This is a genomic window from Micromonospora sp. C28ISP2-4, from assembly GCF_030519385.1.
GTDB classification, from domain to species: Bacteria; Actinomycetota; Actinomycetes; order Mycobacteriales; family Micromonosporaceae; genus Micromonospora; species Micromonospora tulbaghiae.
The window spans coordinates 224,912-250,979 of the sequence record NZ_JAUMKG010000003.1 but is presented as its reverse complement, the minus strand read 5'-3'; the positions used below and the strand labels follow the sequence as shown (position 1 = coordinate 250,979).

General features: G+C 74.7%; 28 protein-coding genes. 21 read left to right on the top strand and 7 right to left on the bottom strand.

The features are described 5' to 3' along the window. The first annotated feature begins 32 nt into the window (after positions 1 to 32). From Q3W68_RS14490 to Q3W68_RS14470, 5 genes are all read left to right on the top strand, one after another. Positions 33 to 716 (top strand): SDR family oxidoreductase, encoded by a 684-nt coding sequence (locus Q3W68_RS14490; RefSeq protein ID WP_302906189.1) that lies wholly within the window; start codon positions 33 to 35, stop codon positions 714 to 716. Further along, on the top strand, positions 713 to 1,699 hold the full coding sequence (locus Q3W68_RS14485) for a glycosyltransferase family 9 protein (protein WP_302905920.1): 987 nt from the start codon (positions 713 to 715) through the stop codon (positions 1,697 to 1,699). The genes Q3W68_RS14490 and Q3W68_RS14485 overlap by 4 nt, the downstream gene beginning before the upstream one ends. Positions 1,700 to 1,722: 23 nt before the next feature. Continuing rightward, positions 1,723 to 2,580, top strand: a complete 858-nt coding sequence (locus tag Q3W68_RS14480) for an alpha/beta fold hydrolase (RefSeq protein WP_302905919.1) — start codon at positions 1,723 to 1,725, stop codon at positions 2,578 to 2,580. Between the two features lie 85 nt (positions 2,581 to 2,665). Further along, on the top strand, positions 2,666 to 3,295 hold the full coding sequence (locus Q3W68_RS14475; protein ID WP_302905918.1) for a hypothetical protein: 630 nt from the start codon (positions 2,666 to 2,668) through the stop codon (positions 3,293 to 3,295). A 111-nt stretch (positions 3,296 to 3,406) separates the two neighbouring features. Beyond that, complete coding sequence (locus Q3W68_RS14470; protein WP_302905917.1) at positions 3,407 to 3,784, top strand: hypothetical protein; 378 nt, start codon at positions 3,407 to 3,409, stop codon at positions 3,782 to 3,784. A 4-nt stretch (positions 3,785 to 3,788) separates the two neighbouring features. Here the strand turns inward: Q3W68_RS14470 and Q3W68_RS14465 are convergent, their stop codons facing one another. Continuing rightward, positions 3,789 to 3,974, bottom strand: coding sequence for a GTPase activator (locus Q3W68_RS14465; protein ID WP_252454082.1), 186 nt, complete (start codon positions 3,972 to 3,974; stop codon positions 3,789 to 3,791). A gap of 60 nt (positions 3,975 to 4,034) precedes the next feature. Next, positions 4,035 to 4,925, bottom strand: coding sequence for a DUF72 domain-containing protein (locus Q3W68_RS14460; protein WP_302905916.1), 891 nt, complete (start codon positions 4,923 to 4,925; stop codon positions 4,035 to 4,037). Between the two features lie 144 nt (positions 4,926 to 5,069). Here Q3W68_RS14460 and Q3W68_RS14455 point away from each other — a divergent pair, with 144 nt between their 5' ends. Together Q3W68_RS14455 and Q3W68_RS14450 are read left to right on the top strand one after the other, a co-directional pair. Beyond that, positions 5,070 to 5,780: a hypothetical protein gene (locus Q3W68_RS14455; protein WP_302905915.1), complete on the top strand. Its 711-nt coding sequence runs from the start codon at positions 5,070 to 5,072 to the stop codon at positions 5,778 to 5,780. Positions 5,781 to 5,803: 23 nt separating this feature from the next. Beyond that, the gene (locus tag Q3W68_RS14450; RefSeq protein ID WP_302905914.1) at positions 5,804 to 6,520 is read left to right on the top strand and encodes a Pr6Pr family membrane protein; all 717 of its coding nucleotides are present in this window, start codon (positions 5,804 to 5,806) and stop codon (positions 6,518 to 6,520) included. Between the two features lie 12 nt (positions 6,521 to 6,532). Here Q3W68_RS14450 and Q3W68_RS14445 read toward each other — a convergent pair whose 3' ends face one another. Together Q3W68_RS14445 and Q3W68_RS14440 are read right to left on the bottom strand one after the other, a co-directional pair. Then, the gene (locus Q3W68_RS14445; protein ID WP_302905913.1) at positions 6,533 to 8,611 is read right to left on the bottom strand and encodes a glycogen debranching N-terminal domain-containing protein; all 2,079 of its coding nucleotides are present in this window, start codon (positions 8,609 to 8,611) and stop codon (positions 6,533 to 6,535) included. Beyond that, a complete protein-coding gene (locus Q3W68_RS14440) occupies positions 8,608 to 8,985 on the bottom strand; it encodes an SCP2 sterol-binding domain-containing protein (RefSeq protein WP_302905912.1) in 378 nt (125 codons plus the stop codon). The genes Q3W68_RS14445 and Q3W68_RS14440 overlap by 4 nt, the downstream gene beginning before the upstream one ends. Positions 8,986 to 9,119: 134 nt before the next feature. Between Q3W68_RS14440 and Q3W68_RS14435 the strand changes: the two genes are divergently transcribed. Next, positions 9,120 to 10,097, top strand: coding sequence for a glycoside hydrolase family 88 protein (locus Q3W68_RS14435; protein ID WP_302905911.1), 978 nt, complete (start codon positions 9,120 to 9,122; stop codon positions 10,095 to 10,097). Here Q3W68_RS14435 and Q3W68_RS14430 read toward each other — a convergent pair. Further along, complete coding sequence (locus Q3W68_RS14430) at positions 10,084 to 10,590, bottom strand: DinB family protein (protein WP_302905910.1); 507 nt, start codon at positions 10,588 to 10,590, stop codon at positions 10,084 to 10,086. The genes Q3W68_RS14435 and Q3W68_RS14430 overlap by 14 nt on opposite strands. A gap of 99 nt (positions 10,591 to 10,689) precedes the next feature. On the opposite strand from Q3W68_RS14430, the gene Q3W68_RS14425 reads away from it, so the two are divergent. Continuing rightward, positions 10,690 to 11,205, top strand: a complete 516-nt coding sequence (locus Q3W68_RS14425) for a 2'-5' RNA ligase family protein (protein ID WP_302905909.1) — start codon at positions 10,690 to 10,692, stop codon at positions 11,203 to 11,205. Positions 11,206 to 11,250: 45 nt separating this feature from the next. On the opposite strand, the gene Q3W68_RS14420 is transcribed toward Q3W68_RS14425, so the two are convergent. Further along, positions 11,251 to 11,790, bottom strand: a complete 540-nt coding sequence (locus Q3W68_RS14420; protein WP_302905908.1) for a GNAT family N-acetyltransferase — start codon at positions 11,788 to 11,790, stop codon at positions 11,251 to 11,253. A 12-nt stretch (positions 11,791 to 11,802) separates the two neighbouring features. Between Q3W68_RS14420 and Q3W68_RS14415 the strand changes: the two genes are divergently transcribed. The 10 genes from Q3W68_RS14415 (at position 11,803) to Q3W68_RS14370 (ending at position 23,260) form a co-directional block, all read left to right on the top strand. After that, positions 11,803 to 12,630 (top strand): MEDS domain-containing protein, encoded by an 828-nt coding sequence (locus Q3W68_RS14415; protein WP_302905907.1) that lies wholly within the window; start codon positions 11,803 to 11,805, stop codon positions 12,628 to 12,630. Then, complete coding sequence (locus Q3W68_RS14410) at positions 12,627 to 13,589, top strand: anti-sigma factor RsbA family regulatory protein (protein ID WP_302905906.1); 963 nt, start codon at positions 12,627 to 12,629, stop codon at positions 13,587 to 13,589. Before Q3W68_RS14415 ends, Q3W68_RS14410 begins: the two co-directional genes overlap by 4 nt. A 136-nt stretch (positions 13,590 to 13,725) precedes the next feature. Next, entirely contained in the window at positions 13,726 to 15,195 is a 1,470-nt protein-coding gene (locus Q3W68_RS14405) for a hypothetical protein (RefSeq protein WP_302905905.1), read from the top strand. A 124-nt stretch (positions 15,196 to 15,319) separates the two neighbouring features. Further along, positions 15,320 to 15,694, top strand: a complete 375-nt coding sequence (locus Q3W68_RS14400; RefSeq protein ID WP_120570752.1) for a hypothetical protein — start codon at positions 15,320 to 15,322, stop codon at positions 15,692 to 15,694. Between the two features lie 43 nt (positions 15,695 to 15,737). Continuing rightward, positions 15,738 to 16,688: a prolyl aminopeptidase gene (gene pip, locus Q3W68_RS14395; RefSeq protein ID WP_302905904.1), complete on the top strand. Its 951-nt coding sequence runs from the start codon at positions 15,738 to 15,740 to the stop codon at positions 16,686 to 16,688. A 55-nt stretch (positions 16,689 to 16,743) separates the two neighbouring features. After that, entirely contained in the window at positions 16,744 to 17,568 is an 825-nt protein-coding gene (locus Q3W68_RS14390) for a metallophosphoesterase (protein WP_302905903.1), read from the top strand. Then, on the top strand, positions 17,565 to 18,227 hold the full coding sequence (locus Q3W68_RS14385) for a 4'-phosphopantetheinyl transferase (protein WP_302905902.1): 663 nt from the start codon (positions 17,565 to 17,567) through the stop codon (positions 18,225 to 18,227). The genes Q3W68_RS14390 and Q3W68_RS14385 overlap by 4 nt, the downstream gene beginning before the upstream one ends. 90 nt (positions 18,228 to 18,317) lie before the next feature. Continuing rightward, a complete protein-coding gene (locus Q3W68_RS14380; RefSeq protein ID WP_302905901.1) occupies positions 18,318 to 20,579 on the top strand; it encodes a catalase in 2,262 nt (753 codons plus the stop codon). A gap of 85 nt (positions 20,580 to 20,664) precedes the next feature. Continuing rightward, positions 20,665 to 21,765: an L-dopachrome tautomerase-related protein gene (locus tag Q3W68_RS14375; protein ID WP_302905900.1), complete on the top strand. Its 1,101-nt coding sequence runs from the start codon at positions 20,665 to 20,667 to the stop codon at positions 21,763 to 21,765. A gap of 121 nt (positions 21,766 to 21,886) precedes the next feature. Further along, entirely contained in the window at positions 21,887 to 23,260 is a 1,374-nt protein-coding gene (locus tag Q3W68_RS14370; RefSeq protein WP_302905899.1) for a glycosyl hydrolase family 18 protein, read from the top strand. 59 nt (positions 23,261 to 23,319) lie between these two features. On the opposite strand, the gene Q3W68_RS14365 is transcribed toward Q3W68_RS14370, so the two are convergent. Further along, positions 23,320 to 24,078: a peptidylprolyl isomerase gene (locus Q3W68_RS14365; protein ID WP_302905898.1), complete on the bottom strand. Its 759-nt coding sequence runs from the start codon at positions 24,076 to 24,078 to the stop codon at positions 23,320 to 23,322. A gap of 224 nt (positions 24,079 to 24,302) precedes the next feature. Here Q3W68_RS14365 and Q3W68_RS14360 point away from each other — a divergent pair, with 224 nt between their 5' ends. Together Q3W68_RS14360 and prfH are read left to right on the top strand one after the other, a co-directional pair. Beyond that, positions 24,303 to 25,451: an RNA ligase RtcB family protein gene (locus tag Q3W68_RS14360; RefSeq protein ID WP_302905897.1), complete on the top strand. Its 1,149-nt coding sequence runs from the start codon at positions 24,303 to 24,305 to the stop codon at positions 25,449 to 25,451. Beyond that, entirely contained in the window at positions 25,448 to 26,053 is a 606-nt protein-coding gene (gene prfH / locus Q3W68_RS14355) for a peptide chain release factor H (RefSeq protein ID WP_302905896.1), read from the top strand. Before Q3W68_RS14360 ends, prfH begins: the two co-directional genes overlap by 4 nt. Positions 26,054 to 26,068: the final 15 nt, after the last annotated feature.

Here is a 26,068-nt window from a genome sequence, read left to right as displayed (position 1 = left end):
CGAGCGAGAAGGAGTCCGGCATGAGCAGGGACATCAACGGCCGCGCGGTGCTCGTCACCGGCGGGTCCAGCGGGCTCGGCGCGGCGGTCGTGGCGGCGGTGGCGAAGGCCGGCGGGCGGCCGTACGTGCTGGACCGCCGCGCGCCCGCCGACGGCGTGCCCTGGGTCGAGTGCGATCTGGCCGACAGCCGCGCCGCAGAGGCGGCCACCCGGCGGATCGCCGAGCAGGCCGGCGAGCTGACCGGCGTGGTGACCGCCGCCGGCATGGACGTGCCCGGGCGGCTGGGCGACGTCGACGGGGCCGTCTGGGACCGGATCGTGGCGATCAACCTGCTCGGCACCGCCGCGGTGGTCCGGGCCGCGCTGCCCGAGCTGGAACGCGCACACGGCACCGTGGTCACAGTGGCGTCGACGCTGGGCGTGAAGGCGGTGAGCGACGCGACGGCGTACTGCGCGGCGAAGTTCGGGGTGGTCGGCTTCACCCGGGCGCTCGCCGCCGAACTGGCCGGCCGGGTCGGCGTGACGCTGCTGATCCCGGGCGGGATGCGGACCGCGTTCTTCGACGAGCGCGACGACAGGTACAAGCCCGGCCCGGACGCGATCCTCAACGATCCGGCGGACACCGCCGAGGCGGTGATGTTCGCGCTGACCCAGCCGCCCGGCTGCGCGGTACGCGAGATGGTGGTCTGCGCCGAGCAGGAGTCGTCGTACCCGTGATCCTCGTGCTCCGCGCGCTCGGCGTCGGCGACCTCGCGACCGGGGTGCCGGCGCTGCGCGCGCTGCGTGCCGCGTACCCCGGGAAGGATCTGGCGCTTGTCGCGCCGCGCTGGCTGGCGCCGCTGGTCGAGCTGGTGGGTGGCGTGGACCGGCAGGTCCACGCGGACGGGCTGGGACCGCTGCCCTGGTCCGGCCCGCCACCGGAGACGGCGGTCAACCTGCACGGCCGGGGCCCGCAGTCGCACCTGATGCTGGCCGCGCTGCGGCCGGGCCGGCTGCTGGCCTTCGCCAACCCGGACGCGGGCGTGCCGGACGGGCCGCCGTGGCGGGCGGACGAGCACGAGGTGGACCGCTGGTGCCGGATGCTCGCTTGGTACGGCGTGCCCGCCGACCGCACCGACCTGGCGTTGCGCCGCCCGGCGCGGGGCGGGTTCCCGGCCGGCGTGACGATCGTGCATCCCGGCGCGAAGGCGGCGGCGCGGCGCTGGCCGGTGGCGCGCTTCGCGGCGGTGGCCCGGGAACTGGCCGGGCGCGGGCACCGGGTGGTGGTGACCGGCAGCCCGGCGGAACGGGACCTGGCCGAGGCGGTGGCCCGGGCGGCCGGCCTGCCCGCCGACGCGGTGCTGGCCGGGGCGACCGACGTGGGCGAGCTGGCCGGGCTGGTCGCGTACGCCCGGCTGGTGTTGTGCGGCGACACCGGCATCGGCCACCTGGCCACCGCCTACGCCACCCCGTCGGTGCTGCTGTTCGGGCCGGTGCCGCCGTCGTGGTGGGGGCCGCCGCCGGACCGGCCGTGGCACGAGGCGCTGTGGACCGGCCCGGGTCCGGCCGCCGCCGGTGAGCGCGTCCACCCGGCGCTCGCCGCGCTTGACGTGCCGGACGTCCTGGCGGCGGTGGAGCGGGTGGAACGGGCCGCCCGGCACCGCCCGCAGGCGCCGGCGCAGCGGACACGCACACGGACACCCCTTCCTACCCGCGGGTAGGTTCGGGCCGTACGCTGATCCGGGTGAGCGGGGACTACACCCAGGAGTTCGTGGACGTCGACGGCGCGCGCATCGGCGTGCAGATCTACCCGGAACCGGCCGGTCCGCCCGGCACGCCGGTGGTGCTGATCTGGCCGGCCATGGGCGTGCGCGCCCGCTACTACCGGCCGTTCGCCGCCGCGCTGCGCGACGCCGGGCTCGCGGTGATCGTGGCCGACCTGCGCGGCACCGGCGAGAGCACCCCGACGCCGTCGCGCGCCTGCCGCTACGGCTACCAGGAGATGGCCGCCGACATCGGCGCCGTGCTCGACGCGCTCAAGCCCCGGCTGGACGGCCGCACCCGGCTGCTGCTCGGGCACTCCCTCGGCGGCCAGGTGGCGGTGCTGCACCAGGCGCTGCACGACGACGGCCGGGTGGACGGGCTGGCGCTGGTGGCCGTGGGGCTGCCGTGGTGGCGGCGGTATCCGGGGCTGCGCGGGTGGGGCGTGCTTCCGTACACCCAGGGGATCGCGGCGACGGCCCGGCTGCTCGGCGTCTGGCCGGGCTGGGGGTTCGGGGGCCGGCAGGCGCGCGGCGTGATCCGGGACTGGGCACACACCGCCCGGACCGGCCGGTTCCCGGCCCTGGACGGGGTGGACGCGGAGGCCGCCGTGCGGCGGATCCGGACACCCGTGCTCGCGGTGAGCGTCGACGACGACCAGTACACGCCGCACGAGACGCTCGACCACCTGTGCGGGAAGCTGACCGCTGCGCCGGTGACACGGCACCGCTACACCGTCGCCGAGGCGGGCGCGCCGCTGGACCACTTCACCTGGGTACGCGCGTCGGCTCCACTGGCCGCCCGGATCGCCGCGTTCGCCGGCACGCTTCCCCGGCGCTGAGCCCTCCTCCTGCCCGCCACGCCGGGGCGTGAGTCGCCCGATCGTGGGTATGCCGCACCGCCCGAACACGGCGGAGGGGGATCTGATGTCAGAACGGCACACCACGCTGCGCTCGATGCACGACCTGGGCCTGGCGGCCTGGTTCGGCGGTTCCCTGATGGGGGCGCTGGGCGTCAACGGCGCGGCGGCACGGATCAACGACACGACGGAGCGACTGCCGGTGGCGTCGGCCGGCTGGGCGCGGTGGACACCGGTCAACGCGGCGGCGATCGGCGCGCACCTGGCCGGCGCGGTGGGTGAACTGGTCACCGAGAGCCCGCGGATGGCCCGCCAGGCGGGCGTGGGGCGGATGAGCGTGGTGAAGACCGCGCTCACTGTCGGCGCGCTGGCGGTGACCGGCTACAGCCGGCTGGTGGGCATGCGGCTGGAGAAGGCCGGCGGGCCGCCGGTCGAGGGGACCACCGAGCCCAACCACCACACCCCGGCGAACGTCGCCGCGAGCCAGCGGCAGATGAAACTGCTCCAGTGGGCGGTCCCGGCGATGACCGGGGCGCTGGTGGTGGTGTCGGCGTACATGGGTGAGCAGCAGAAACCGGGGCAGGTGTTCCGGGGCATGCTGGACCGCGCGGGCGGGATCATGTCCGCGCCGAAGAACATCGGCAAGGTGGCCGCCATGGGTGCGGCCGGACGTTCCCTGGTCGGGGCGGCCCGTTGACCACCGCACGGCCGGTGACCCACATCGGGGTGGGCCACCGGCCGTGCGGTGCACCGGGACAGGCCGCCCGTCGGCGGGCGGCACGGACATCAGCAGCCAGGCGAGGTGACCATGACCAGCAGGGACCGACCGGGTGACGGGCGCGGGCCGGAGTCGGCCGCGCCGTGGGGCACCACAGACGGCTTCGACGCCGACCCGCCGTGGGGCGCGGGCGACCGCGACCCGATGGACGAGGGCAGCGAGGAGACCGCCGTACCCGAGGGGCGGCTCGGCGAACGCCGGGCGGCGGGCGCCGGGCCGGGCGGGCCGAAGGCGGGCCGGCACGGGTTCGGATCCGTGGAACCGACCCGGACGCCCGAGGCCGGGCCGGGCGCACCGCCCGATCCGGCTCCGTCGGGGCGGACGTTCCCGGACGACAGCGCGGACGGCGACCTCGGCGACAACGCGCTGGAGGAGGCCACCGGGATGCACCCGGAGACGCGCCCCTGAGCGTTCAGGAGCCGGTGCCGTCCTCACCCGGCCGGCCCGGCGCCGACGGCTCGTTGTCCGGCACCGGTGACTCGGCCACCGGGTGCCCGGTGTCGTCGACGAGGCCCGGCGCCATGCTGCCGCCGTGCGCCTCCTCGGCCTCCCGGGTCGCTCGCGGGTCCCGCTCGTCCTCGCCACGCCGCTTCTCCACAGATCCCCCTTCGCGCTCGTCCATGCACCCGGCGGTACCCGGACGACGGCCGGGGAAACGTCAGGCGCGCGCGGCGGCGGGCGCGACGCCGAGCAGGTCGGCCAGGCGGGCGGCGTCGCGCTGGGCCTGGTCGCCGCAGCAGTTGTTCATCAGCACGTGCAGCTCGGCGCACTCGTCGGCCAGCTCGCGCAGCAGCACCGACCAGTGCCGCAGCTCCCCCTCGCCGTAGGCGTAGCGGAACCGCTCCTGCTTGTCCCCGCTCTCCCAGGCCGTGCTGTGCCCGTGGAACCGGATCACGGCCAGGTCGGTGGTGGCGACCAGGATCGGCGGCACCGAGGAGACGTGCCCCTGCGGCATGTCCACACAGGCGTACCCGAGGTCGTGCTCACGCAGGAACGTGACGGTGTCGGCCATCGCGTCCCCGGCGAACCAGGACGAGTGCCGCAACTCGACCGTCACCGGCCAGGGGCGGCAGCGCCGCGCGGCGTCCAGGATCCGCCGCCGGGCCGCCTCGCCGCGGGCCAGCCACGGCGGAAACTGCAACAGCACGGCGCCGAGCCGGTCGGCCGCCGCGAGCGGGGCCAGCGCCGCGTGGAACCGGTCCCACAACTCGTCGTACGCCCCGGCGGGCAGGTCGCGCCAGCGGATCCGGCTCGGGCCGCCGGCCGGACGCAGGTCGCGGGGCAGCGCGTCGACAGGCGTGTGGTGGCCGGTGAACAGCCGGAACGCCTTGACGTCGAAGGTGAACCCGTCCGGGGTCGCCTCCGCCCACGCGGCAGTGGTCTCCGGCACCGGCACGGCGTAGTACGACGTGTCCACTTCGACCAGTCCGAACCGCTCGGCGTACCAGCCGAGCCGCCCGGCCGGAGTGTTGACACCGCGCGGATACCAGCCGGAACGGACCAGCATCTGGTCGGCCCACGAGGACGTGCCCACCTTGATGACACCCATGTAATTCAGTTCACCGCGACCGCCGGACATCGGCAACCGGAGATGCCCTCCGCGCCCTGACCGGCGCGAGGTGACGGGCCTCACCCGGATTCCGCCGGGCGGCAGTGTGACGCCCGGCCGGGTGGCGGCGCTGAGGGTCACGAGATGGACGCATCCGGCCTGGACCAGGAAACCGTCGAGCGGCTGCTCGCCGGCCGCTCCGGCGACACGCCAGCCGGCCCGCCGGGACTTGCCGCCGTGCTGGCCGCGGTCCGTGCCGCTCCCGGCGCGGGCGAACTCGACGGCGAGGCGGCCGCCGTCGCGGCGTTCCGGTCGGCCCGGCGGATCGACAGTCGCCGCGGTGCCCGGTTCGGCGTCCGGGCCCGGTTCGGCGTCCGGGTGGCGGTGACCGCGCTCGCCGCGTCGCTCACCGGTGGCGTCGCACTCGCCGCGACCGGGAACCTGCCGCGCGCCGTCCGCCCGGCGGAGCCGCCGGTCGTCACCGCACCGCCCACGCCGCCGGACCGCACCGGCGCGCCGTCCGCCGCGCCGGTGCCCGGGACACCACAGCCGTCCGAACCGTCCGGCCTGTGCGTCGCGTACCGGGCCGTCGCCGAGCCGGAACGGGGCCGCGCCCTGGGCACGCCCGCCTTCGGCGACCTCGTCAGCGCCGCCGGTGGCCGCGACCGCGTGCCGGACTACTGTGCCGGCCTGCTGGGCGACGACGATCCGCCGGGGAAGGCCGGCGACGAGCGAGGCGGCGGCAGGAGCGCGCACCCGGTCCGCCCGGACGGCACGCCGCCGGGCGTGGACGGCCCCGCGCCCGGGCGCGCCCGGCCGCCGTCCGGCGCCCCGCCCGGGCGGCGTCCCGGCTGACGACCGGCTGGTAGCTTGCCCCCGTGACCCCCCGGCGTCGCCTACCGGCGATCCTCCTCCGCCTCGCCGTGGTGCTCGCCGTGCTGGCCGGCGTCGTGCTCACCGCGCTCGGCCCGGCCACCGTGACCGGCCTGCTGCCGTACTTCACCATCCAGAGCAACGTGGCGGTCGGCGTCCTCGCCGGGTATGCCGCCTGGTGCGCGCTGCGCGACCGGCCGGAGCCGCCGAGCGTCCTCAAGGGCGCGGTGACGCTCTACATCGCCATCACCGGCACCGTCTACCACCTGGTGCTGGCCAACCCGGCCAGCCCGTTCGCCATGGCGCAGCCCGACCGGCAACCGGGTGAGTGGTGGGGCAACCAGCTCCTGCACACAGTGGTGCCGCTGCTGGCGGTCGCCGACTGGGTGCTGTTCGACAGACGCGGCCGCCTGCGCCCCCGGTACGCCGCGTGGTGGCTGGCGTTCCCGGTCGGGTACCTCGGATTCGCGCTGGTCCGCGGCCTGATCGTGGACAGCTACCCGTACCCGTTCATCGACGTGGGCGAGCTGGGCTACGCCGGGGTCGCGGTCAGCGCGGCCGGCTTCGCTGTCGTGTTCTGGCTGCTCGGCCTGCTGTTCGTGGGCGTGGACCGGCTGCTCGCCCGGGCCGGCCGTGCCGGAGCGACGGGGCCGGCGGCCGCAGCCGAACCGGTGGAGTCGGCGGCCGGCTCGCCGGTGGCACAGCGGGAGACAACCGGCTGAGCGGCGAGCGGCTCAGGCCGCCCGGCGGGCCGGCTCGCCCGCGCGCATCCGCCGGCCCGCGCCGCGTTCCCGGCCGTACGAGTCGGCCCTGCCCCACCGGCCCGGCACGTCGAGCAGCTCGACCCGCCCGAAGCCGGCCGGGATCGCCGGGTTCACCAGCAGGTTCTCCCCGCACGGGCGCAGCCCCAGCATGGTCGCCAGCAGCATCAGCAGCCCACCCGAGGCCCACGACTGCGGTCGCCCGGCCTCCGGCAACTGGACCGGGTACTTGGTCAACGCGCGGGGATAGCCGGCGATCACCTCCGGGACCGAGCCGCCGAGCGTCTCCGCCATCGCGAACACGCCGGCGGCGATGTCGGCCGCCTCCTCGTCGTAGCCGTACCGCCGCAGGCCCGCCGCGACGATCGCGTTGTCCGACGGCCAGACCGCGCCGAGGTGCGCGCCGACCGGGTTGTACGGCCGCTGCCCCAGCGCGTAGGTGCGCACGCCCCAGCCGGAGAACAGGTCCGGCCCGCACAGGTGCCCGGCCACCGCGTCGGCCCGGTCCGGCTCCACGATGCCGCTCCACAGCAGGTGTCCCAAATGCGAGGTGAGCGCGTCGACCGGCTCGCCGTCCGGGGTGAGCGCCAGCGCGTAGTAGCCCCGTTGCGGCAGCCAGAAGTCGTTGTCGAACCGTTCCCGCAGCCGCGCCGCGTCGGCCTCCAGGCGCTGGGCGTAGCCCGGGTCGCCCCAGAACTCCCGGGCCAGGCGGGCGCCCCGGATCCGCGCGTCGTACGCGTAGCCCTGAAGCTCACACGTGGCGCGCGGGTACGGCGGCTCCACCCCGTACCGGTCGACGATCGCCTCCGGGGAGTTGCGCCAGGCCTGGTTGGCGACCCCGCTGTCGGTGTTGCGCGGCCGGTAGCGCAGGTAGCCGTCGCCGCACTGGTCGCCGTAGCGGGTCAGCCAGTCCAGCGCCATCCGGGCCGGGTGGCGCAACTCGTGGACCAGGTCGGCGTCACCGGTCCAGCGCTCGTACTCGTCGAGCAGGATCACGAACAGCGGCGTGGTGTCGGCCGCGCCGTAGTAGGGCGCCGTGGGCTGCTCGTCGAACGCGGCCGCCTCGCCGTACCGCAGCTCCGCGACGATCTTGCCGGGCTCCTCCTCGTGCCGGTCGTCGAGCCGGCCGCCCTGCAACATCGCCAGCATGTGCAGCGTGGCCGGGGTCAGCTCGGGCGTGAACGGCAGCGTCTGGAGGCAGGTGAGCAGCGCGTCCCGCCCGTACAGCGTCATCGCCCAGGGCATCCCGCCGACCGGCACCCGGTCGGTGTAGGCCAGCGGCATGTAACGCAGGGCGGCGAGGTCGGTCAGGGCCTGCCGGTAGACGGCGGTGAGCGCGGGCCGGTCGGAGACCAGGTGCGGCGCCCGTTCGTACCACCGTTCGAGGTCCCCGCGCATGTCCTGCCGGATGTGCTGCCGGTGCGACTCGATGTCGGCCCGCAGGTCCCGTCCTCCCGCGCCCTGAATGATCATGGCGACGTGCAGGTCGACGTGCCACTCGCCCTGCGGCTCGACGCGGATGCGGAAGGTCATCCCGCGCGTGTCCACCTCGGCCGGGGCGGTGCTGGAGACGCACGTCTCCCGGACGAACCGCCCGCGCTCATACCGGATCCGCAACCGCCGCCCCTCCGGGTCGGGGACGACAGTGGGGCGACGCGGGCCGGGACGCAGGATCTCGGAGGTGTCGGCGAAGTCGCCCGCCATCTCCATCCGCACCGTGTACTCGGCGGGCTCGGCCGAGTGGTTCAGCACCGTGAGGCTCTCGTGGTACGCCTCGTCGATCGAGCGGTGCCGGATCACCGAGACGTCGGCGTCCACGTAGTGGCTGGCCGCGCCCGGCACCAGCACGAAGCGGGTCTCGAAGTAGGTCAGGTCGTCGCGGGACAACGCGTGCAGCCGCTCGCCGTCGATGGTGAGCACCCAGTGGGACAGGAACCGGGTGTCGAAGGAGAACAGACCGATCGGGGCGGACGGGTCGCGTTCCATGTCGCCCTGCGCGTCGCTCAGCGCGAACGCGTTGCCGGCGAGGACGTGGACCAGTTCCTGCCTCATCGGGCCGCCGCCCGCTCGCCGGACATGTCGCGGGGATCCCGGGCGTCCGGCGGGCCGGGGAAGATCCGGCGCAGCGTCATCAGCAGCTTCAGTTCGCCCCGCGCGGCGAGGTCGTTGCGCAGCAGCGCGGTGGCCGGGTGCAGGCGCCCCGCCGCGATCCGGTCGAACACCTCCCGGTCCGCGCCGACCACCAGGTCGGCCTCCTCGGCCAGGCGGTCCACCCGGACGTCCTGCCGGTCGATGGTCAGGTACCAGTGCTCGGTGTGTCCGTCGTCGCGCAGGTCCAGGCGGATGGTGCCGGAGGTGGTCTCGGGCAGCTCCGGGTGCCGGCCGGCGGTCCCGCGGGCCAGGTGTTCCACGGCCGAGACGCTCATCGGGCCCTCCTCGTCGGTGGTCGCGGCCGCCCGCCTGCCGGCGCCGCTCGTCCCGCAGCGTCCCCGCGCTGCGGGTGAGGCGAACTCACCCGGTCCGGGTGAGCCGCGGCGGCCCGGCGGGTATCCCCGAGGTCATGCCGACGACCGGGGACGCCACCGCCGACCGGGTGCTGCTCGCGTTGCTGACCATGCAGCGCGAGTCCTGGGAGCAGGGAATCCTCGGCCAGGCGCTGCTCGACCTGGGCCTGGCCGAGGCAGCCGTGCTGGTCGCCGACGCCGCGGTGACCCGGCAGCGGCCGGACGGGCGGCTCGGGGAGCCGGCCGGTTCGGTGGGCGCGGTGAACGGCGCCGCGTGCGGCGAGGTCGTCCGGCACGCGGCGCGCACCACCGGCGACCGGCGGTACGCCGTGGCGCTGGACGCCCAGCTCGACTGGCTGACCCGCCGCGCGCCCCAGGCCGCCGACGGCACCCTGTTCCACCTGCTCGACGGCCGCCAGGTGTGGGCGGACACGATCTACATGGTGGTGCCGCTGCTGGCGCTGACCGGCCGGACCGACGCGGCCTTCGCGCAGGTCGCGGGACACCGGCGACGGCTGTACGACACGCGCACCGGCCTGTACGCCGCCCGCTGGGACGAGGACCGGGACGAACTGGACCGGCCCGGTCCCTGGGGCACCGGCAACGGCTGGGTGGTCGCCGGGATCGCCCGCGCGCTGCGGCTCGCGCCGGACTGGCCGGGTGACGTCCGCGCCGCGCTGGCCGGGCACGTGGAGGAGGTGCTGACCGCCTGCCTCGCGTACCGGGGCGCGGACGGGCTGTTCCCCGACGTGCTGGACGAGCCGGGCGCGTTCCGCGAGGCCAACACCGCCCAGCTGCTCGGCTATGCGGCTCTCACCGGGGTGGCCGGCGGATGGCTGTCCCGGTCCTGGTACGAGGTGGGAGCGGACCTGCTCGCGGCCGCCGCCCGGCGGGTCGACGCGTACGGCCGGGTGACGGGCGTCAGCGGGGCGCCGGACTTCGAGCGCCCCGGCACCTCGCCCGAGGCGCAGGCGTGTCACCTGCTCGGGCACGCCGCGCTGCGCCGGGCCGGTGCGGCGCTCAGCGCAGGATGAGCCCGCGCACGTACGCGGCCTGGCCGACGTGCTGGAGGTCGTCGTCGAGCACGCTCACCAGCCGCACCCCGAGCGTGACCGGCGGATCCCAGTTCTCGTCCACCACCCGGTCCAGGTCGGCCGGGCGCAGCCCGCGCAGGTACGCGAGGCTCCGGTCCACCACCGCCCGGTGGTAGTCCAGCAGCACGCCGCCGTCCTCGGGGCGTACCGCGGCGATCTGCTCCGGACCGTGCCCGAAGCCGGTGTCGGCGGGGTCGGGCCGCAGGCCGCACTTCGCCGCCCAGTCGCCGGTGGCCCACAGCTGCGGCTCGCCCATCACGTCGGCGACGTGGTCGTCCTGGATCCGGGTCAGGTGCCAGACCAGCCAGCCGACCGGGTTCGCTCCGTCGGCCGGCGCCCGCCGCAGCTGGGCCGCGTCGAGCCCGTCGAGCGCTCCGGCGACCAGATCGGGCAACCGCCCGTACGCCTCGGTCAGCACATCCGTCGCGTCCACGCGTCCCCCACTCCCCGCCGTTTCCTGCCGTCACCTCGGGCAGTACCGCCCAGCGTGCCCGGCAAACCTCGGCCCGGGCACCGCCTCTAGGGTGATCGCGTGGTCGCGGCGCTGGAGCTGTATCTGGACACCGACGCCACCCGGCGGATCCGGGTGCTGTGGGACCTGCTGGAGTCCGACGGGGTGCCGAGCATGCGGTCCCTGCTGGCGCAGCGGCACCGCCCGCACGTCTCCCTGGCGGTCGCGCCCCGCCTGGACCCGCACCGCGTCGCCGAGGCGCTCGACGGAACCGTGGTGGCCGCGCCGCTGCGACTTGAGTTCCAGCACGCCGGGCAGTTCCTCGGGCGGGTGCTCTGGCTCGGGCCGGCGCCGACGCCCGAGCTGCTGGCGCACCACGCCGCCGTGCACGAGCGGCTGGCCCGGTCCGGCGTCGAGGTGGTGGAGCACTACCGGCCGGGCCGCTGGGTGCCGCACTGCACGCTGTCCATGCGGGTGCCGAACCCGCTGATGGGCGCGGCGGTACGCCGGTGCCTGGAGGTGCTGCCGCTCACGGCGACGGTGGTCGGCGCGGCGGTGGCCGACCACGCCCGCGACATCTCCCACCCCCTCCCCTGACGCCCTCCCCACCAAGCTCCACGCCACCTCGGGGAGGTGGTGGCATCAGGCCGCCTTCAATGCAGCCACCTCCCCGAACTGGTGTCGATCTTGACCGGTCCGCGAGCCGGTCACGTCAGGGACAGGCAGGCACGGTCGCTGCGGGGTGAGGTCGAGCAGGAAGGTCGGATAGTCCGGCTGCGGGCACGGATCGCCCCGGTGGCCGAGCCGCTGGTAGAACGGCGCCGCCCGCTCGTGGTGGGCCTGCCACTCCAGGTGACGGGCCCGGTCGGCGGCCCACCGGCGGACCGCGTCGAACAACGACCTGCCCACCCCGTCGCGCCTGCGGTCCGCCCGGACGTACAGGTCGTGCAGGCGTACGGTGCGGTGCGCGTTCCCGGAGCGCAGGTGCGGGCCGTGGTCCCGGGCGCCGGCCAGTCCGGAACACGCAGTTCTCGTACGGTGATCGACATCGGTCCAGGGTGTGCGCGGGCCGGCGTGCCCGCGACCGGGTTTCGCACCGCCGGCCCGGCCCCGGGTGATCCGCCGGCGGGCGGCCACGGCCTGGCGCGGCCCCTCGCTGGGCTGGGCATAGACTGGGCCCATGAGGCGGAGTCGGTGACCAGCGGGGACGTGACGTACCCGGGCTACAACCATGGCTGCCTCGCCTACGACGACCCGGCCGCGCTGCGCGCGCTGGCGGTCGAGCAGGTAAGCGCCGGTCTGGCCGCCGGTGAGCAGGTCTGGGTGGTCTGTCCGGAAGATCGCGCCACAGTCGCCGGCTGGCTGGCCTCCGTCCCCGGGGTCGACGCCGCGCGCCGGCGGGACGCGCTACGGCTGGTTCCCATCGGCGAGGCGTACCGGCACGACGAGGTCGTCGACCCGGAGCGGCAGGTCCGGGCGTACGTGCGGGCCACCACCGAGGCGCTGACCGCCGGGCACACCGGCCTGCGGGTGCTGGCCGAGGCGACCAGCCTGGTCCGTACGACCGCCCAGCGGGACGCCTTCGCCCGCTACGAGCACCGGATCGACCACTGGATGCGGCACCGGCCGATGTCGGCGATCTGCGCCTACGACCGCCGGCAACTGGACGACGCGGCGATCGCCGAGCTGGCCTGCCTGCACCCGGAAACCAACGCCGACGTGCTGTTCCGCCTGCACGCCGGCAGCGGCGACACGGCCGCTGCGCTGGCCGGCGAGCTGGACCCGTCCAACCACCGGGACTTCGCCGCCGCGCTGGAGCGGGCCGACCCGCGGCCGGTGGCGGGCCGGCTGGTGTTCGACGCCGCCGAGCTGCGGTTCGTCGACCACCGCAGCCTGCTGCACCTGCGGGACCACGCCCGCCGGCACGACGCCGTCGCGGTGCTGCGCACGCCCAGCCACGCCCCGGCCCGGCTGGTCGACCTGCTCGGTCTGTCCGAGGTACGGGTGGAGGTCGTCCGATGAGGAGCGGCGCGGCCTCCGGCCACGTGGGCTACTTCCACGAGGCGTTCGTCTACGACTCCGACGAGGAGTTGCTGACGGTGGCGCTGCCGTTCCTGCTGGACGGGGTCGCGGCCGGCGAGCCGACGGCGGTGAACCTGGACGAGCGCAACGCCGAGCTGGTGCGCCGGGCGCTGCCGCCGGGTGCCGAGGTCACGTTCCTGCCGGTCGCCGAGCTCTACGCCCGGCCCAGCGTCGCGCTGCGCTCCTACCGGGAGCTGCTCGCCTCGTACGTGGCGGCGGGGGCGGCGCAGATCCGGTTGGTCGGCGAGCTGCCGCCGGTGCTGCTCGGCGCGACCTGGGACTGGTGGGCGCGCTACGAGTCGGCGATCAACCACGCCTACGACGACTTCCCGCTCTGGGGCATCTGCGCCTACGACCGCCGGGCCACACCCGCGCACGTGCTCGCCGACGTGGCGCGTACCCACCCGCTGGTGGCGCGGCCGGACGGCCGGCACGAGGCGGCGGGTCTCTACACCGAGCCGACGAGCTACCTGACCGAGTTCCGCCCGGCGCCCCCGGACCCGGTGCAGCGGACCGTGCCGCTGGTCGAGCTGGTCGACCCGACGCCGGCCCGCGCCCGCGCCGAGGTGCGCGCCGCCGACCGTGGTCTGCTGACCCCGGAGGGCCTCGACGGCCTGGTCATCGCCGTCAGCGAGGTGGTGAGCAACGCGCTGCGCCACGGTGAGCCGCCGGTGTGCCTGCGGTTGTGGCGCGCGCCGGACCGGATCGTCGTGACGGTCCACGACCGGGGCGGCGGCCCCAAGGATCCGTACGCCGGGCTGCTGCCGGCGGGCGACGGTTCCAACGGCGGGCTGGGCCTGTGGATCAGCCACCAGAGTTGCGACCACGTGACGTACCACAGGGACGCGGGGGGCTTCACCATCCGCCTGACGGCGGGGAACCCGCACTTCCCGGTCTGAGCGCGCCGCCGGTCGGCGGGCAGCGGGGCGGGGCGGGGCGAGCCTCGCGCGCGGACGCGGTACCGTAGCGCCTCATCGTGCCCTGCGGGGCGGTCATCCGCCGGCCTGGCGCTGGCGAACCGACGGAGGATGGCGCATGTCAAACGCTGCCGAGCCGTTCGCACCCCACGACGACCTGTCGGCGCGACCGCGGTTCGATCCCGCGTTGCGCGGCTACGACAAGCGTCAGGTGGACCGGTACGTCGAGCAGGTCGACGCCGAGGTGAGCGCGTTGACCGCCGCGCGGGACCGGGCGTACGCGCAGGTGCGTGACCTGACCGCGCAGGTGCAGCGGGCGCAGGCCGAGGCGGTGGAGCTGCGCGACCGTCCGACCGCTGTGGACCGGGCGTCCTTCCGCGACCTCGGCCCGATGGTGGACCAGATCCTGGACCTGGCCGAGAAGCAGGCCGGCCAGATCACCGAGGTCGCCAGCCGGCGCGCGGAGGAGGTCCAGGGGCAGGCGGAGAAGCTGCTGGCCGCCGCGCAGGAGCAGGCCGCGCGGGAGCGGCGTGAGCTGGACGAGGAACTGGCCGCCCGCCGGGCCGAGCAGGAGCGGGTGGACGAGGAGCGGCGGGCCGCCGCGCAGGCGGAGCTGACCGCCGTGCGGGAGCTGGCGGAGAAGCTGCGCGTCGAGGGCCAGGCCGCGCACGACCGGGCCCAGCAGGAGGCGAAGCGGATCACCGAGCAGAGCGCGCAGCAGGTCGAGCAGGCACGCTCGGCGTCCGAGGCGCTGGTGAAGGCCGCGCGGACGCAGATCCAGCAGGAGGTCCAGGCCAACCGCAGCAAGGCCCAGCAGGAGCTGGCCCAGTGGCAGGCCACGATGGCCAAGGAGCTGGACGAGCGGCGGGCCGCCGCCGAGCAGGAGCTGGCCGACCGGGCCGCCGCCGCGGAGAAGGACATCGCCGCGCTGGTCGCCGAGGCGCAGCAGTACGCCACCGAGGTTCGGGAGCGGGCCGACGAGGAGACGGCGGCGCACCAGGAGCAGCTCGCCGGCGTGCAGCGGGAGATCCAGCAGCGGCAGGAGACGCTGACCCAGCTCAAGGCGGAGCTGGAGACGGTCTCCCGGCAGCTGGAGGACACCCGCCGGGAGATCGCCACCATCGAGCGGACCGGCGCGGAGCTGGAGGAGCGGCTGGTCGGCGTACGCCGGGAGCTGGCCGTGGAGAGCAAGCGGCTCGACGAGGCGCGGCGGGCGGCGGACCTGGCCGAGCAGCACGCCAAGGAGACCCGGGCCCGGGTGCAGCGGGAGGCCAAGCGCGTCGCCGACCTGGCCGCGGCGGCGGTCATGGCGGCCGCGGCGGGCGGCGGGGAGACTGCCGAGTACCCGCAGGTGGCGACGCGCCCGGCCATCACCGTCCCGGCCGAGGTGTCGCCCCGGACCGTGGACGGGCGGACCGAGCCGGACGCGATCGAGCCGGACCGGTCGGAGCCGCCCGCGGTGGAGCCGATCGTCGAGCGGCTGGACGGGCCGAGCTTCGACGCGTTCGCGGTCCGCACGCCGGCTCCGCGCGCTGTGCCCGAGGCGGAGACCACCGGTACCGACAACGGCGTACCGGCTACCGCCTGAGCGATCGGCGCCGCCGGTCCGGGCCGGGCCGGCGGTGCCGCACCTTGCCCATCGACCTTGATATATGGAAACATTTGGATCGATCTGCTGGTGCGTCTCAATCTTCATTCGGGGGTTGACGGGTATGCGGAAGATTTCCTCGATCGGTGCCGCCGTCGTCCTGACCGTCGCCTCGGCGGGCGCCGTGGTGGCCGGTACGGCCGGACCGGCGAGCGCCGGGTGCAGCCACTCGCACTCCAACGTGGACAGCAAGTTCGGCCAGCTGTTCAACGCCACGAACGTCAACATCCGCACCGGCCCGCACACCACCTGTGCCTCGCTGGGCTACGGGCAGCTCAGTCACACTGTCGACTTCCACTGCTTCGCCAGCGGCGACCGGGTCAGCGCCAACGGCCACACCACCTACACGTGGACGTACCTGCGGGACGTCACCACAGGTGTCTCCGGCTGGGTCGCCGACGCGCTGCTGGACAACCTCGGCGGCAACGTCGCCTGCTGACCGGGACCACCCGCGGCCGCCTCGGCGGGCAGAATGACCGGGCATGACCGGCCTGCACCCGCCCGTCGAGCCGTACGCCACCCACCGGATCCCGGTCGGTGACGGCCACGTCCTGTACGTGGAGGAGGTGGGCCGGCCGGACGGCGTACCAGTGGTGTTCCTGCACGGCGGGCCCGGCGGCGGCCTGGTGCCGGCCGCCCGCCGGTTCTTCGACCCCGCGCGCCACCGGGCCGTGCTGTTCGACCAGCGCGGCGCCGGGCGCAGCACCCCGAACGGCGAGGTACGCGCCAACACCACCTGGCATCTGGTGGCCGACCTGGAGACGATCCGGCAGCGGCTGGGCATCGGCTCCTGGATGGTGTTCGGCGGCTCGTGGGGCACCACGCTCGGCCTGGCGTACGCCCAGACGCACCCGGAGCGGGTGACCGGCCTGGTCCTGCGCGGCGTGCTGCTGCTTCGGCGCAGCGAGCGGGACTGGTTCTACCAGGGCGGGCTGCGCCACCTCCAGCCCGAGGAGTGGGAGCGGTTCGTCGCGCCGATCCCGCCGGACGAGCGCGACGACGTGCTGGCCGCGTACCACAGGCGGCTGCACGGCCCGGACGAGGCGCGGGCCCGGGAGTACGCGCGGGCCTGGGGGCGGTGGGAGGCGGTCAACTCGTCCCTGCGGCCCGACCCGGAACTGCTCGCCCACTTCACCGCCGACGACCAGGCGCTGCCGGTGGCCCGGATCCTGTCGCACTACGCGGTGCACGGCGGCTTCCTCGCCGAGGGCCAGTTGCTCGACGGCGTGGACCGCATCCGGCACCTGCCCGCGGTGATCGTCAACGGCCGCTACGACCTGTGCTGCCCGCCGGTGTCCGCGTACGACCTGGCCCGCCGGTGGCCGGAGGCGACGCTGCGGATCGTGCCGGACGCCGGGCACTCCGCCGCCGAGCCGGGCGTGACCCGGGCGGTGCTGCGCGCCCTCGACGAGGTGACCGCGAAGGTCGGCTGACACCTCGGCCGGGCGAGCCTGGTCATCCGGGAGCGCCGCTGGAAAGATCGGCCGGGTGACGGGTGCGCTGTACGCGGTCAGTGACCTCCACGTGTCGTACGCGGAGAACCGCGCGGTGGTGGACGGCCTGCGGCCGGAGACTGCCGACGACTGGCTGATCGTGGCCGGCGACGTCGGCGAGGTCTTCGCCGACGTGGAACGGACGCTGCGGCTGCTGCGCGACCGGTTCGCGACTGTGGTGTGGGCGCCGGGCAACCACGAGCTGTGGACCCACCCCAACGACCCGGTGACGTTGCGCGGGGTGGCCCGCTACGACGCGCTGGTGGCGATGTGCCGCGAGCTGGGCGTGCTGACCCCGGAGGACGACTATCCGGTGTGGCGGGGCGCGGGCGGGCCGGTCACCGTGGCGCCGCTGTTCCTGCTCTACGACTACTCGTTCCGGGCGCCCGGCACCACCACCAAGGAGGCGTCGCTGCGCGCGGCGTACGACGCCGGTGTGGTGTGCACCGACGAGATGCTGCTGCACCCCGACCCGTACCCGGACCGGGAGTCCTGGTGCGCGGCCCGGCTGGAGCAGACGCGGCGGCGGCTGGAGGCCACCGACCCGGCGCTGCCCACGGTGCTGGTCAGCCACTGGCCGCTGGTGCGCCGGCCCACCGAGGTGCTCTGGTTCCCCGAGTTCGCGCAGTGGTGCGGCACCGACCGCACCGCCGACTGGCACGTGCGGCACCGGGCCACCGTCGCCGTCTACGGCCACCTGCACATCCCGCGCACCACCCACTACGACGGCGTGCGGTTCGAGGAGGTGTCGCTGGGTTATCCGCGCGAGTGGCGGCGCCGCGGCGGCGAGCCGGCGCCGATGAAGCGGATCCTCGGATGATCGCGGCGCTGCTGCCGGCCGGGGCGCTGGCCGTCGAGGCGTTCGCCGACGTGCCGGACGAGGTGCCGTACCCGGGCGAGGAGGACCTGGTCGCGCGCGCGGTGGCCGCCCGCCGCCAGGAGTTCGTCACGGCCCGCCGTTGCGCGCGGGAGGCGCTGGCCCGACTCGGGTACGCCCCGGCGCCGATCCGTCCCGGCCCCCGGCGGGAGCCGATCTGGCCGGCCGGCGTGGTGGGCAGCATCACGCACTGCACCGGCTACCGGGCGGCGGCGGTGGCCCCGGCCGGGACGCTGGCCGGGCTGGGCATCGACGCGGAGCCGCACGAGCCGCTGCCCGACGGGGTGGCCGGCGTGGTCCTCACCGCGGGCGAGCCGCAACGGCTGGCCGCGCTGCGTGCCGCAGACCCGGCGACGCACTGGGACCGCCTGCTGTTCAGCGCCAAGGAGTCGGTCTACAAGGCGTGGTATCCGCTGACCGGGCGCTGGCTCGGGTTCGAGGAGGCGGAGCTGACGTTCGACCGGTCCGGCCGGTTCAGCGCCCGGATCCTGGTCGACGGCGCCCGCACCGACGGCGGCCCACCTCTGGACGTCCTGGACGGCCGCTGGCTGGTCGCCGGCGGGCTGCTGCTCACCGCCGTGGCCGTGCCGCACCGGCCCTGACCTGTGCTCCCCGATCGTTCCGGTTTGCCCGCGCCGCCCTGGGGTAGGGCCGAAGGGGCCTGACGTATCGCCGTAGGAGGACAGGTCCTGATGGAATCCAGCAAGCCCGCCCAGATCGTCAAGGGTGTCGTCGAAGCCGCCGTCGAGAAGGTCGGCGACGCGCTGACTCCGGACGTGCCGGGCGCTCCTGGCAGCGCGCCACCACCGCTGGAGGAGCCGACCACGCCGCACGGGCCGCTGCCGCCCAAGCACGAGCAGGGCGGGCCGGACACCCGGACCCCGACCGGTGCCGAGACCGGCGTGCCGAAGATCGCCAAGGGGCAGCAGGGCGCGTACCTCACCACCGCCAACGGAGCCCGGCTGCGCGACACCGACCACTCGCTGAAGGCCGGCCCGCGCGGCCCGGTCCTGCTCCAGGACCACCACCTGCGGGAGAAGATCACCCACTTCGACCACGAGCGGATCCCGGAGCGGGTGGTGCACGCCCGGGGCGCGGGCGCGCACGGCACGTTCGTCGCGTACGGCACCGCCGAGGAGGTGACCCGGGCCGGGTTCCTGAAGAAGGGCCGCGAGACGCCGGTCTTCGTCCGCTTCTCCACAGTGCTGGGCTCGCGCGGCTCGGCGGACACGGTCCGCGACACCCGCGGCTTCGCCACCAAGTTCTACACAGACGAGGGCACGTTCGACCTGGTCGCCAACAACATCCCGGTCTTCTTCATCCAGGACGCGATCAAGTTCCCGGACGTCATCCACGCCGGCAAGCCGCACCCGGACCGGGAGATCCCGCAGGCGCAGAGCGCCCACGACACGTTCTGGGACTTCGTCTCGCTGCACACCGAGGCGCAGCACCACACCATGTGGAACATGTCCGACCGGGGCATCCCGCGGTCCTACCGGACCATGGAGGGCTTCGGCGTGCACACGTTCCGCCTGGTCAACGAGGCGGGCGCGACCGTGCTGGTCAAGTTCCACTGGAAGCCGAAGCTGGGCGTGCACTCCCTGACCTGGGAGGAGGCGCAGCTCATCGGCGGCATCGACCCGGACTACCACCGCCGCGACCTGTACGACGCGATCGAGGCCGGCGCGTTCCCGGAGTGGGAGCTGGGCATCCAGGTCTTCCCGGACACGCCGGAGGAGACGTTCGCCGGGATCGACCTGCTCGACCCGACGAAGATCGTGCCGGAGGAGCTGGCGCCGGTGCAGCCGATCGGCAAGCTCACGCTGAACCAGACGCCGCGCAACTTCTTCGCCGAGACCGAGCAGGTGGCGTTCCACGTCGGGCACCTGCCGCCGGGCATCGACGTCACGAACGACCCGCTGTTGCAGGGCCGCCTCTTCTCGTACGTGGACACGCAGCTCACCCGCCTCGGCGGACCGAACTTCACCCAGATCCCGATCAACCGGCCGCACGCCGACGTCAACGACATGTTCCGCGACGGCTTCCACCAGCACGCGGTGCACGCGGGCGTGGCGCCGTACCGGCCGAACTCGCTCGACGGTGGCAACCCGTTCCCGGCCGGCGACCGGGAGCACGCGTTCGTCGACACGCCGGTGACGGTGGCCGAGGCGCCGAAGGTGCGGGCCGCGCCGGCTTCCTTCGACGACCACTACACGCAGGTACGCCTGTTCTGGCAGAGCATGTCGCCGGTGGAGAAGGAACACATCATCCGGGCGTACACGTTCGAGCTGGGCAAGTGCTACCACCAGGCGATCAAGGAGCGGCAGCTCCAGTGCCTGGCCAACGTGGACCCGGTGCTGTGCGAGCAGGTGGCGATCGGCCTGGGCCTGCCCGTGCCGCAGCCCACCGTGCCGCTGGCCGACGTCCAGCCCAGCCCGGCCCTGTCCCAGGTCGGCCGGGAGTGGCCGGCCGACGGCCGGATGGTCGGCATCGTGGTCGACGCCCAGGGCGACATGGACGACGTGCACGAGGTGCGCCGGGCGGTGTTCGCCGCCGGCATGGTGCCGCTGCTGATCGCCGCGCACGGCGGCACCGTCGACGGGCTGCCGGTGCAGCGCACGTTCGCCACCGGCCGCTCGGTCGAGTTCGACGCGGTGCTGCTGGCGGGCGCCCCGGCCCCGGCGCCGGACGCGCTGCCGGCCCGCGACGCCAAGGCCGGCGCGCCGGGCTCCCCCACCGTCGACCCGCGGGTGCTGCTGCTGGTCGAGGAGGCGTGGCGGCACGCCAAGGTGATCGGCGCCTGGGGCGCGGGCGCCGAGGTGCTGCGGCACGCGGGTGTCACCGGCACGCCGGGTGTGGTCACCGGTGGCTCCGGCGCCGAGGTGCTCACCGAGGTGCAGCGTCTGATGGCGGCGCACCGGGTCTGGGAGAGGTTCCCGGCCTCGGTCGCCTGATCTCGTCAGGTGCGTGGGGCGGTCCCGGATCCGGGACCGCCCCACGCCGACGTTTGCCGCGGTCCCGCCCGGGAACGAGCAGTGGATGAACGGGCCTGTGGCCGACGAGCCGGTCGGCGAGCTGGAACTGGTGCACACCTTCACCGGGGCGATGCCGACCGGGGTGAGCGTGTCGCACACCGGCCGGATCTTCGTCAACTTCCCGAAGTGGGGCGACGAGGTGCCGGCCACCGTGGTCGAGCTGCGCGACGGCCGTGAGGTGCCGTTCCCCGACCAGGACTGGAACGATCCGTCCGGCGACGACGACGCGGGCGCGTTCGTCTCGGTGCAGAGCATCGTGGTCGACCCGGCCGACCGTCTCTGGGTGCTCGACACCGGCAGCCCGATGTTCCAGCCCACGAAGCCGGGCGGCCCGAAGCTGGTCCGGGTGGACCTCGACACCGACTCCGTCGGTCAGGTGATCACCTTCCCGGCCGACGTGGCGCTGCCCACGACGTACCTCAACGACGTCCGGTTCGACCTGCGCCGCGGCGAGGCGGGTCTGGCCTACATCACCGACTCCTCCGACTCCGGTCCGAACGGTCTCGTCGTGGTGGACCTCGCGACCGGGGAGTCCTGGCGCCGGCTGCACGAGCATCCGTCCACGAAGGCCGAACCGCTGTCGTCGTTCCGGCCGGTGGTGGAGGGGCGGCCGTTCGCGCAACGCCCGGCGGACGGGCCGGCGACGCCGGTGTCGATGGGCGCGGACGGCATCGCGATCTCCGCCGACGGCGCCCGGCTGTACTACTGCCCGCTCGCCTCACGCCGCTGGTACAGCGTGGCCACCGACGCGCTCGCCGACCGGTCGCTCGGCGACGAGCAGGTCGCCGCCACCGTGGTGGACGAGGGCGACAAGGGCACCGGCTCCGACGGTCTGGAGACCGACGACTCCGGGGCGCTCTACCTGACCGCGTACGAGCACGACGCGGTGCTGCGACGCCGCCCGGACGGGGAGTTCGAGACAGTCGCGCACGATCCGCGCCTGCTCTGGCCCGACACCATGTCGGTGGCCGTCGACGGGCACCTCTACGTCACCGCGAACCAGTTGCACCGGCAGGCGACCTACCAGGGTGGACGGGATCTGCGGCGGAAGCCGTACGCGCTGTTCCGGGTGCCGATCGGCGCGGGGCCGGTGCTGCTGCGCTGACCGAGGGCGCATGCCGCGTCACGTATCGAAGTGTGTCGTTGACGCCTTAGTTAATACTCTTTAATATTTGGGCCACCTCGAGGAAGACCCCCATCCGCCCCGTCCCCCGGGAAGGCCCTCGATGCCCAGTCCCCACCTCCGGCGGCGCCTGGCCGCCGGCGCGCTCGCGCTGGCCACCACCGCCGCGACGCTCACCCTCGCCCCGACCGCCGCCGAGGCGGTGGTGCTGCCGAACAACTTCAAGAGCGTCGGCTACATGCCGTCCTGGAGCGGCAACGTCAACACCGTCCAGTACGGCAAGCTCACCCACGTCAACTACGCGTTCGTGCTCCCCAACGGCGACGGCAGCCTGCGCCCGGTGGAGAACCCGAGCAAGCTCTCCTCCCTCGTGTCGCTCGGGCACGCCAACAACGTCAAGGTCTCCATCGCCGTGGGCGGCTGGAACGACGGCGACGACTCCGCGTTCGAGGCGCTCGCCGCCAACTCCGGCTCGCGCAGCGCGTTCGTCAACAACCTGATCGCCTTCGTCAACCAGTACAACCTCGACGGCGTGGACATGGACTGGGAGTATCCCGACCCGGGCGCCTCGGCCAACAACTACACGCTGCTCATGCAGCAGCTCGGCAGCGCCCTGCACAGTCGCGGCAAGCTGCTCACCGCCGCCGTGGTCTCCGAGGGCTACTACGTCGACGGGGTGCCCACAGCCGTCTTCGGCTCGGTCGACTGGCTGAACATCATGGCGTACGACGGCGGCAGCCCGCACGCCAACTACGACTGGTCGATCGCCAGCGTCAACAGGTGGAAGTCGCGCGGCCTGCCCGCCGCCAAGGCGGTGCTCGGCGTGCCCTTCTACAGCCGGCCCGGCTACTACACCTACTCGGCGCTGGTCGGCATGGACCCGGCCAACGCCAACCGGGACTGCACCACAGCCGGCGGCGCGCAGCAGTGCTACAACGGCGTACCCACCGTCAAGCGCAAGACGCAGTGGGCCATGGCGAACGCCGGCGGAATGATGAACTGGGAGCTGTCCCAGGACACCACCGGTTCGACGTCGCTGGTCAGCGCCATCTACGACACCGTCACCGGCGGTGGCACGCCGCCGCCGTCCGGGCGTACCGGGCCGATCACCGGCATCGGCGGCGCCTGCGTGGACGTGGCGGCCGCGAGCACCGCCGACGGCACCGCGATCCAGCTCTACGGCTGCAACGGCACCGCCGCGCAGAGCTGGACCGTCGCCGCTGACGGCACGCTGCGAGCGCTGGGCAAATGCCTGGACGTGACGAGCGCCGGCACCGCGAACGGCACGAAGATCCAGCTCTGGGACTGCAACGGCACCGGCGCCCAGGTCTGGCAGGCGCAGAGCAACGGCACGCTGCGCAACCCGGCGTCGGGCCGGTGCCTGGACGCCACCGGCAACAGCTCCGCCAACGGCACCCGGCTGCAGATCTGGGACTGCTTCGGCGGCGCCAACCAGGTCTGGCGGCTGCCCGCCTGACCACGGCACGACACCGGCCCGGCGGGCGGCCCCGGCAGCCGTCCCGCCGGGCCGTCGCGTCAGCGGCCCTGCTTCGCGCGGCAGATCTCCACAGGCACCGCCGGGGCGCCGTCGACCGGAGCCGGATCCTCAGGGGTGGGCGCGATGCCGCCGGCCGAGATCCGGTCCAGCGTGGCCAGCCCGGCCGCGTCGACCTGGCCGAACACTGTGTAGTTCGGGCGCAGCGCCGAGTCGGCCTGGACCAGGAAGAACTGGCTGCCGTTGGTGTCCGGGCCGGCGTTGGCCATGGCCAGCGTGCCGCGCGCGTACAGGCGGCGTACGCCGGTCGGGTCGGTCGGCGCGGGCGGCAGGTCGGTGGGCAGCTCGTCGCGGTAGCGGTAGCCCGGGCCGCCCTCGCCGGTGCCGGACGGGTCACCGCACTGGAGCACGGTGAGCGTCGGGTACGCGGTGAGCCGGTGGCAGGGCGTCCGGTCGTAGAAGCGCTTCCGGACCAGGTGCAGGAAGCTCTGCACGGTGCACGGCGCCGCCTCGCGGTCCAGCGTCAGCCCGATCGGCCCCTGGTTGGTGCGCAGCGTGACCCGCACGGTGCCCCGGTCCGGCGTCCGGCGCGGGTCCGGCGGCAGCGGCACCGGACGGGCGGCCGGCTCGTCCGGCGTGGGCGTGTACGCGCACGGCCCCTTGGTGGGCGCGGGGTCGGCGGCCGGCGCCGCGGTCGCGGCGACACCTGCGGCGGCGACGATCGTCGCGGCGGCCACGCTCACCCCGGCGAGGCGGGCCAGCAGGGGTAAGGCGGCGTGCGTTCGGGTTTCGCTCGACACGGTGGTCCTCCCTGGACTCGTGGTACCAGAACGACCGGAGTCTATGGATCGCGTCATCGGATGTCGACGCGGGCGCTCCGGCGGGTCGAAAGTCGGTTGCCGGTCCGCGCCGCTCTGCGAAAAGGTGAGCGGCATGACGTTCTGACGGATCGCAACCCGCCCGCAGGCCCCTCGCCGCCTGCCGTCCGCCGTCCTCCGCGTTCTTTCCCAAGAAACGAGCGTCTGTGTCCGCGTACCCCTCCGGGCGGGCCGTCGTGCCCGCCAGCGTCTCCGTCTTCTCCTCCCCCGGCAGCTGGATCGAGTCCGCCGCGCTCGACCAGTGCCGTCAGGTCGCCGCCCTGGACGGCATGGCGCACGTCGCCGCCATGCCGGACCTGCACCCCGGCAAGGGCGCGCCGATCGGCGCCGCGATGTCCTCGACGGTGCTCTACCCGTTCCTGGTCGGCTCCGACATCGGGTGCGGCATCGCGGTGTTCCCGATCGCGCTGCGCCGGGTCGTACCCGAACGGCTCGCGGCCCGGTTTCCCGACCTGGACCGGGCGCTCGACCCGGACACCGACGACCCGGCGTGGTCGGTGCTGGTCGGCGACGTGCCGGCCGGGCACTTCGACGGGCTCGGCACGGTCGGGCGCGGCAACCACTTCGTCGAGCTGGCCCGCGTCGGGCCGGTCCTCGCGGCGGAGCACGCCGCGCGGCTCGGGCTGGACGCCGGCGACCTGGTGCTGGTGGTGCACTCCGGCTCGCGCGGGCTGGGCGAACGGATCCTGCGCGAGCACACCGAGGTGCACGGCGCCGGTCCCGCGCCCGACCCGGACGCCTACCTGGCCCGGCACGACGCGGCCGTGCGGTGGGGTTCGCTCAACCGGCGGCTGCTGGCCGCGCGGGTCGCGTACGCGCTCGGTGCCGAACCCACCGAACCGGTCGTCGACCAGTGCCACAACCTGGTCGAGATCCGGGACGGACGCTACCTGCACCGCAAGGGCGCGGCACCGGGCGACGGCCGGGACGTGCTGATCGCCGGCACCCGCGGTACGCCCTCCTACCTGGTGGCGGCGCACGCCGGGCCGGAGGCCGGCTACTCGGTGGCGCACGGCGCCGGGCGCAAGATGTCCCGCGCCGACGCGCTGCGCCGGGGCCGGGCCAAGCACACGGTCGAGGAGCTGCGGCGTACGCCGGTCGGCTCGATCGTGGTGTGTGGCGACCGGCAGCTGCTGTTCGAGGAGGCGCCCACCGCGTACAAGCGCATCGAGCAGGTGATCGGCGACCTGGTGGCGCACGACCTCGTCACGCCGGTCGCCACGACCGTTCCGCTGGTCACGTACAAGACGCCGGACGTGGGCCGTCGCGACGAACGCCGGATGGGCCGCCGGTGACCGAGCTGCTGCTGTCCGCCGGTCGCGGACCGGCCGAGTGCGCGTGGGCGCTGGCCCGGCTGCTGTCCCGCCTGGAGGGCGAGGCGGCCCGGCGGGGCCTGCGTACCGACCGGGTCGAGACGGTGCCCGGCGACCGGGCGGGCACCTACCGGTCGGTGCTGGTCCGGATCACCGGCGCCGGGGCGGAGGCGTTCGCGGCCGGGTGGACCGGCACGCTCTGCTGGCAGGCGTCCAGCCCCTACCGGACGGGCCACGGACGGAAGAACTGGTACGTCACCGCGCGAACGTGCCGGACCGACGTGGCGGTCACGCCGTTCCACGAGGCCGACGTGGAGTTCGTGCCGTGCCGTACCGGCGGGCCGGGCGGCCAGCACCGCAACAAGGCCAGCACCGCCGTCCGGGCCACGCACCGCCCGTCGGGCCGGACCGTGGTGGTCGACACCGAACGGCACCTGCACCTCAACCGCCGTATCGCGGTCGAGCTGCTGCGGCAGCGGATCGCCGCCGACGACGAGGCGGCCCGGCGCGCGGGCGTCGACGCCCGCTGGCGGATCCACGACGACCTCGTGCGCGGCGACCCGGTACGGGTGGAGCGGCCGTAGGGCGGGCCGGGCGTG

Coding starts and splice junctions, on each gene's coding strand:
- Q3W68_RS14400 (WP_120570752.1), top strand. CDS start 15,320: ATGCGGAAGATTTCCTCGATCGGTGCCGCCGTCGTCCTGACCGTCGCC.
- Q3W68_RS14460 (WP_302905916.1), bottom strand. CDS start 4,925: ATGGGTGTCATCAAGGTGGGCACGTCCTCGTGGGCCGACCAGATGCTG.
- Q3W68_RS14420 (WP_302905908.1), bottom strand. CDS start 11,790: ATGGGCCCAGTCTATGCCCAGCCCAGCGAGGGGCCGCGCCAGGCCGTG.
- Q3W68_RS14435 (WP_302905911.1), top strand. CDS start 9,120: ATGCCGACGACCGGGGACGCCACCGCCGACCGGGTGCTGCTCGCGTTG.
- Q3W68_RS14455 (WP_302905915.1), top strand. CDS start 5,070: ATGGACGCATCCGGCCTGGACCAGGAAACCGTCGAGCGGCTGCTCGCC.
- Q3W68_RS14440 (WP_302905912.1), bottom strand. CDS start 8,985: ATGAGCGTCTCGGCCGTGGAACACCTGGCCCGCGGGACCGCCGGCCGG.
- pip (WP_302905904.1), top strand. CDS start 15,738: ATGACCGGCCTGCACCCGCCCGTCGAGCCGTACGCCACCCACCGGATC.
- Q3W68_RS14475 (WP_302905918.1), top strand. CDS start 2,666: ATGTCAGAACGGCACACCACGCTGCGCTCGATGCACGACCTGGGCCTG.
- Q3W68_RS14380 (WP_302905901.1), top strand. CDS start 18,318: ATGGAATCCAGCAAGCCCGCCCAGATCGTCAAGGGTGTCGTCGAAGCC.
- Q3W68_RS14370 (WP_302905899.1), top strand. CDS start 21,887: ATGCCCAGTCCCCACCTCCGGCGGCGCCTGGCCGCCGGCGCGCTCGCG.
- Q3W68_RS14375 (WP_302905900.1), top strand. CDS start 20,665: ATGAACGGGCCTGTGGCCGACGAGCCGGTCGGCGAGCTGGAACTGGTG.
- Q3W68_RS14405 (WP_302905905.1), top strand. CDS start 13,726: ATGTCAAACGCTGCCGAGCCGTTCGCACCCCACGACGACCTGTCGGCG.
- Q3W68_RS14470 (WP_302905917.1), top strand. CDS start 3,407: ATGACCAGCAGGGACCGACCGGGTGACGGGCGCGGGCCGGAGTCGGCC.
- Q3W68_RS14410 (WP_302905906.1), top strand. CDS start 12,627: ATGAGGAGCGGCGCGGCCTCCGGCCACGTGGGCTACTTCCACGAGGCG.
- Q3W68_RS14385 (WP_302905902.1), top strand. CDS start 17,565: ATGATCGCGGCGCTGCTGCCGGCCGGGGCGCTGGCCGTCGAGGCGTTC.
- Q3W68_RS14445 (WP_302905913.1), bottom strand. CDS start 8,611: ATGAGGCAGGAACTGGTCCACGTCCTCGCCGGCAACGCGTTCGCGCTG.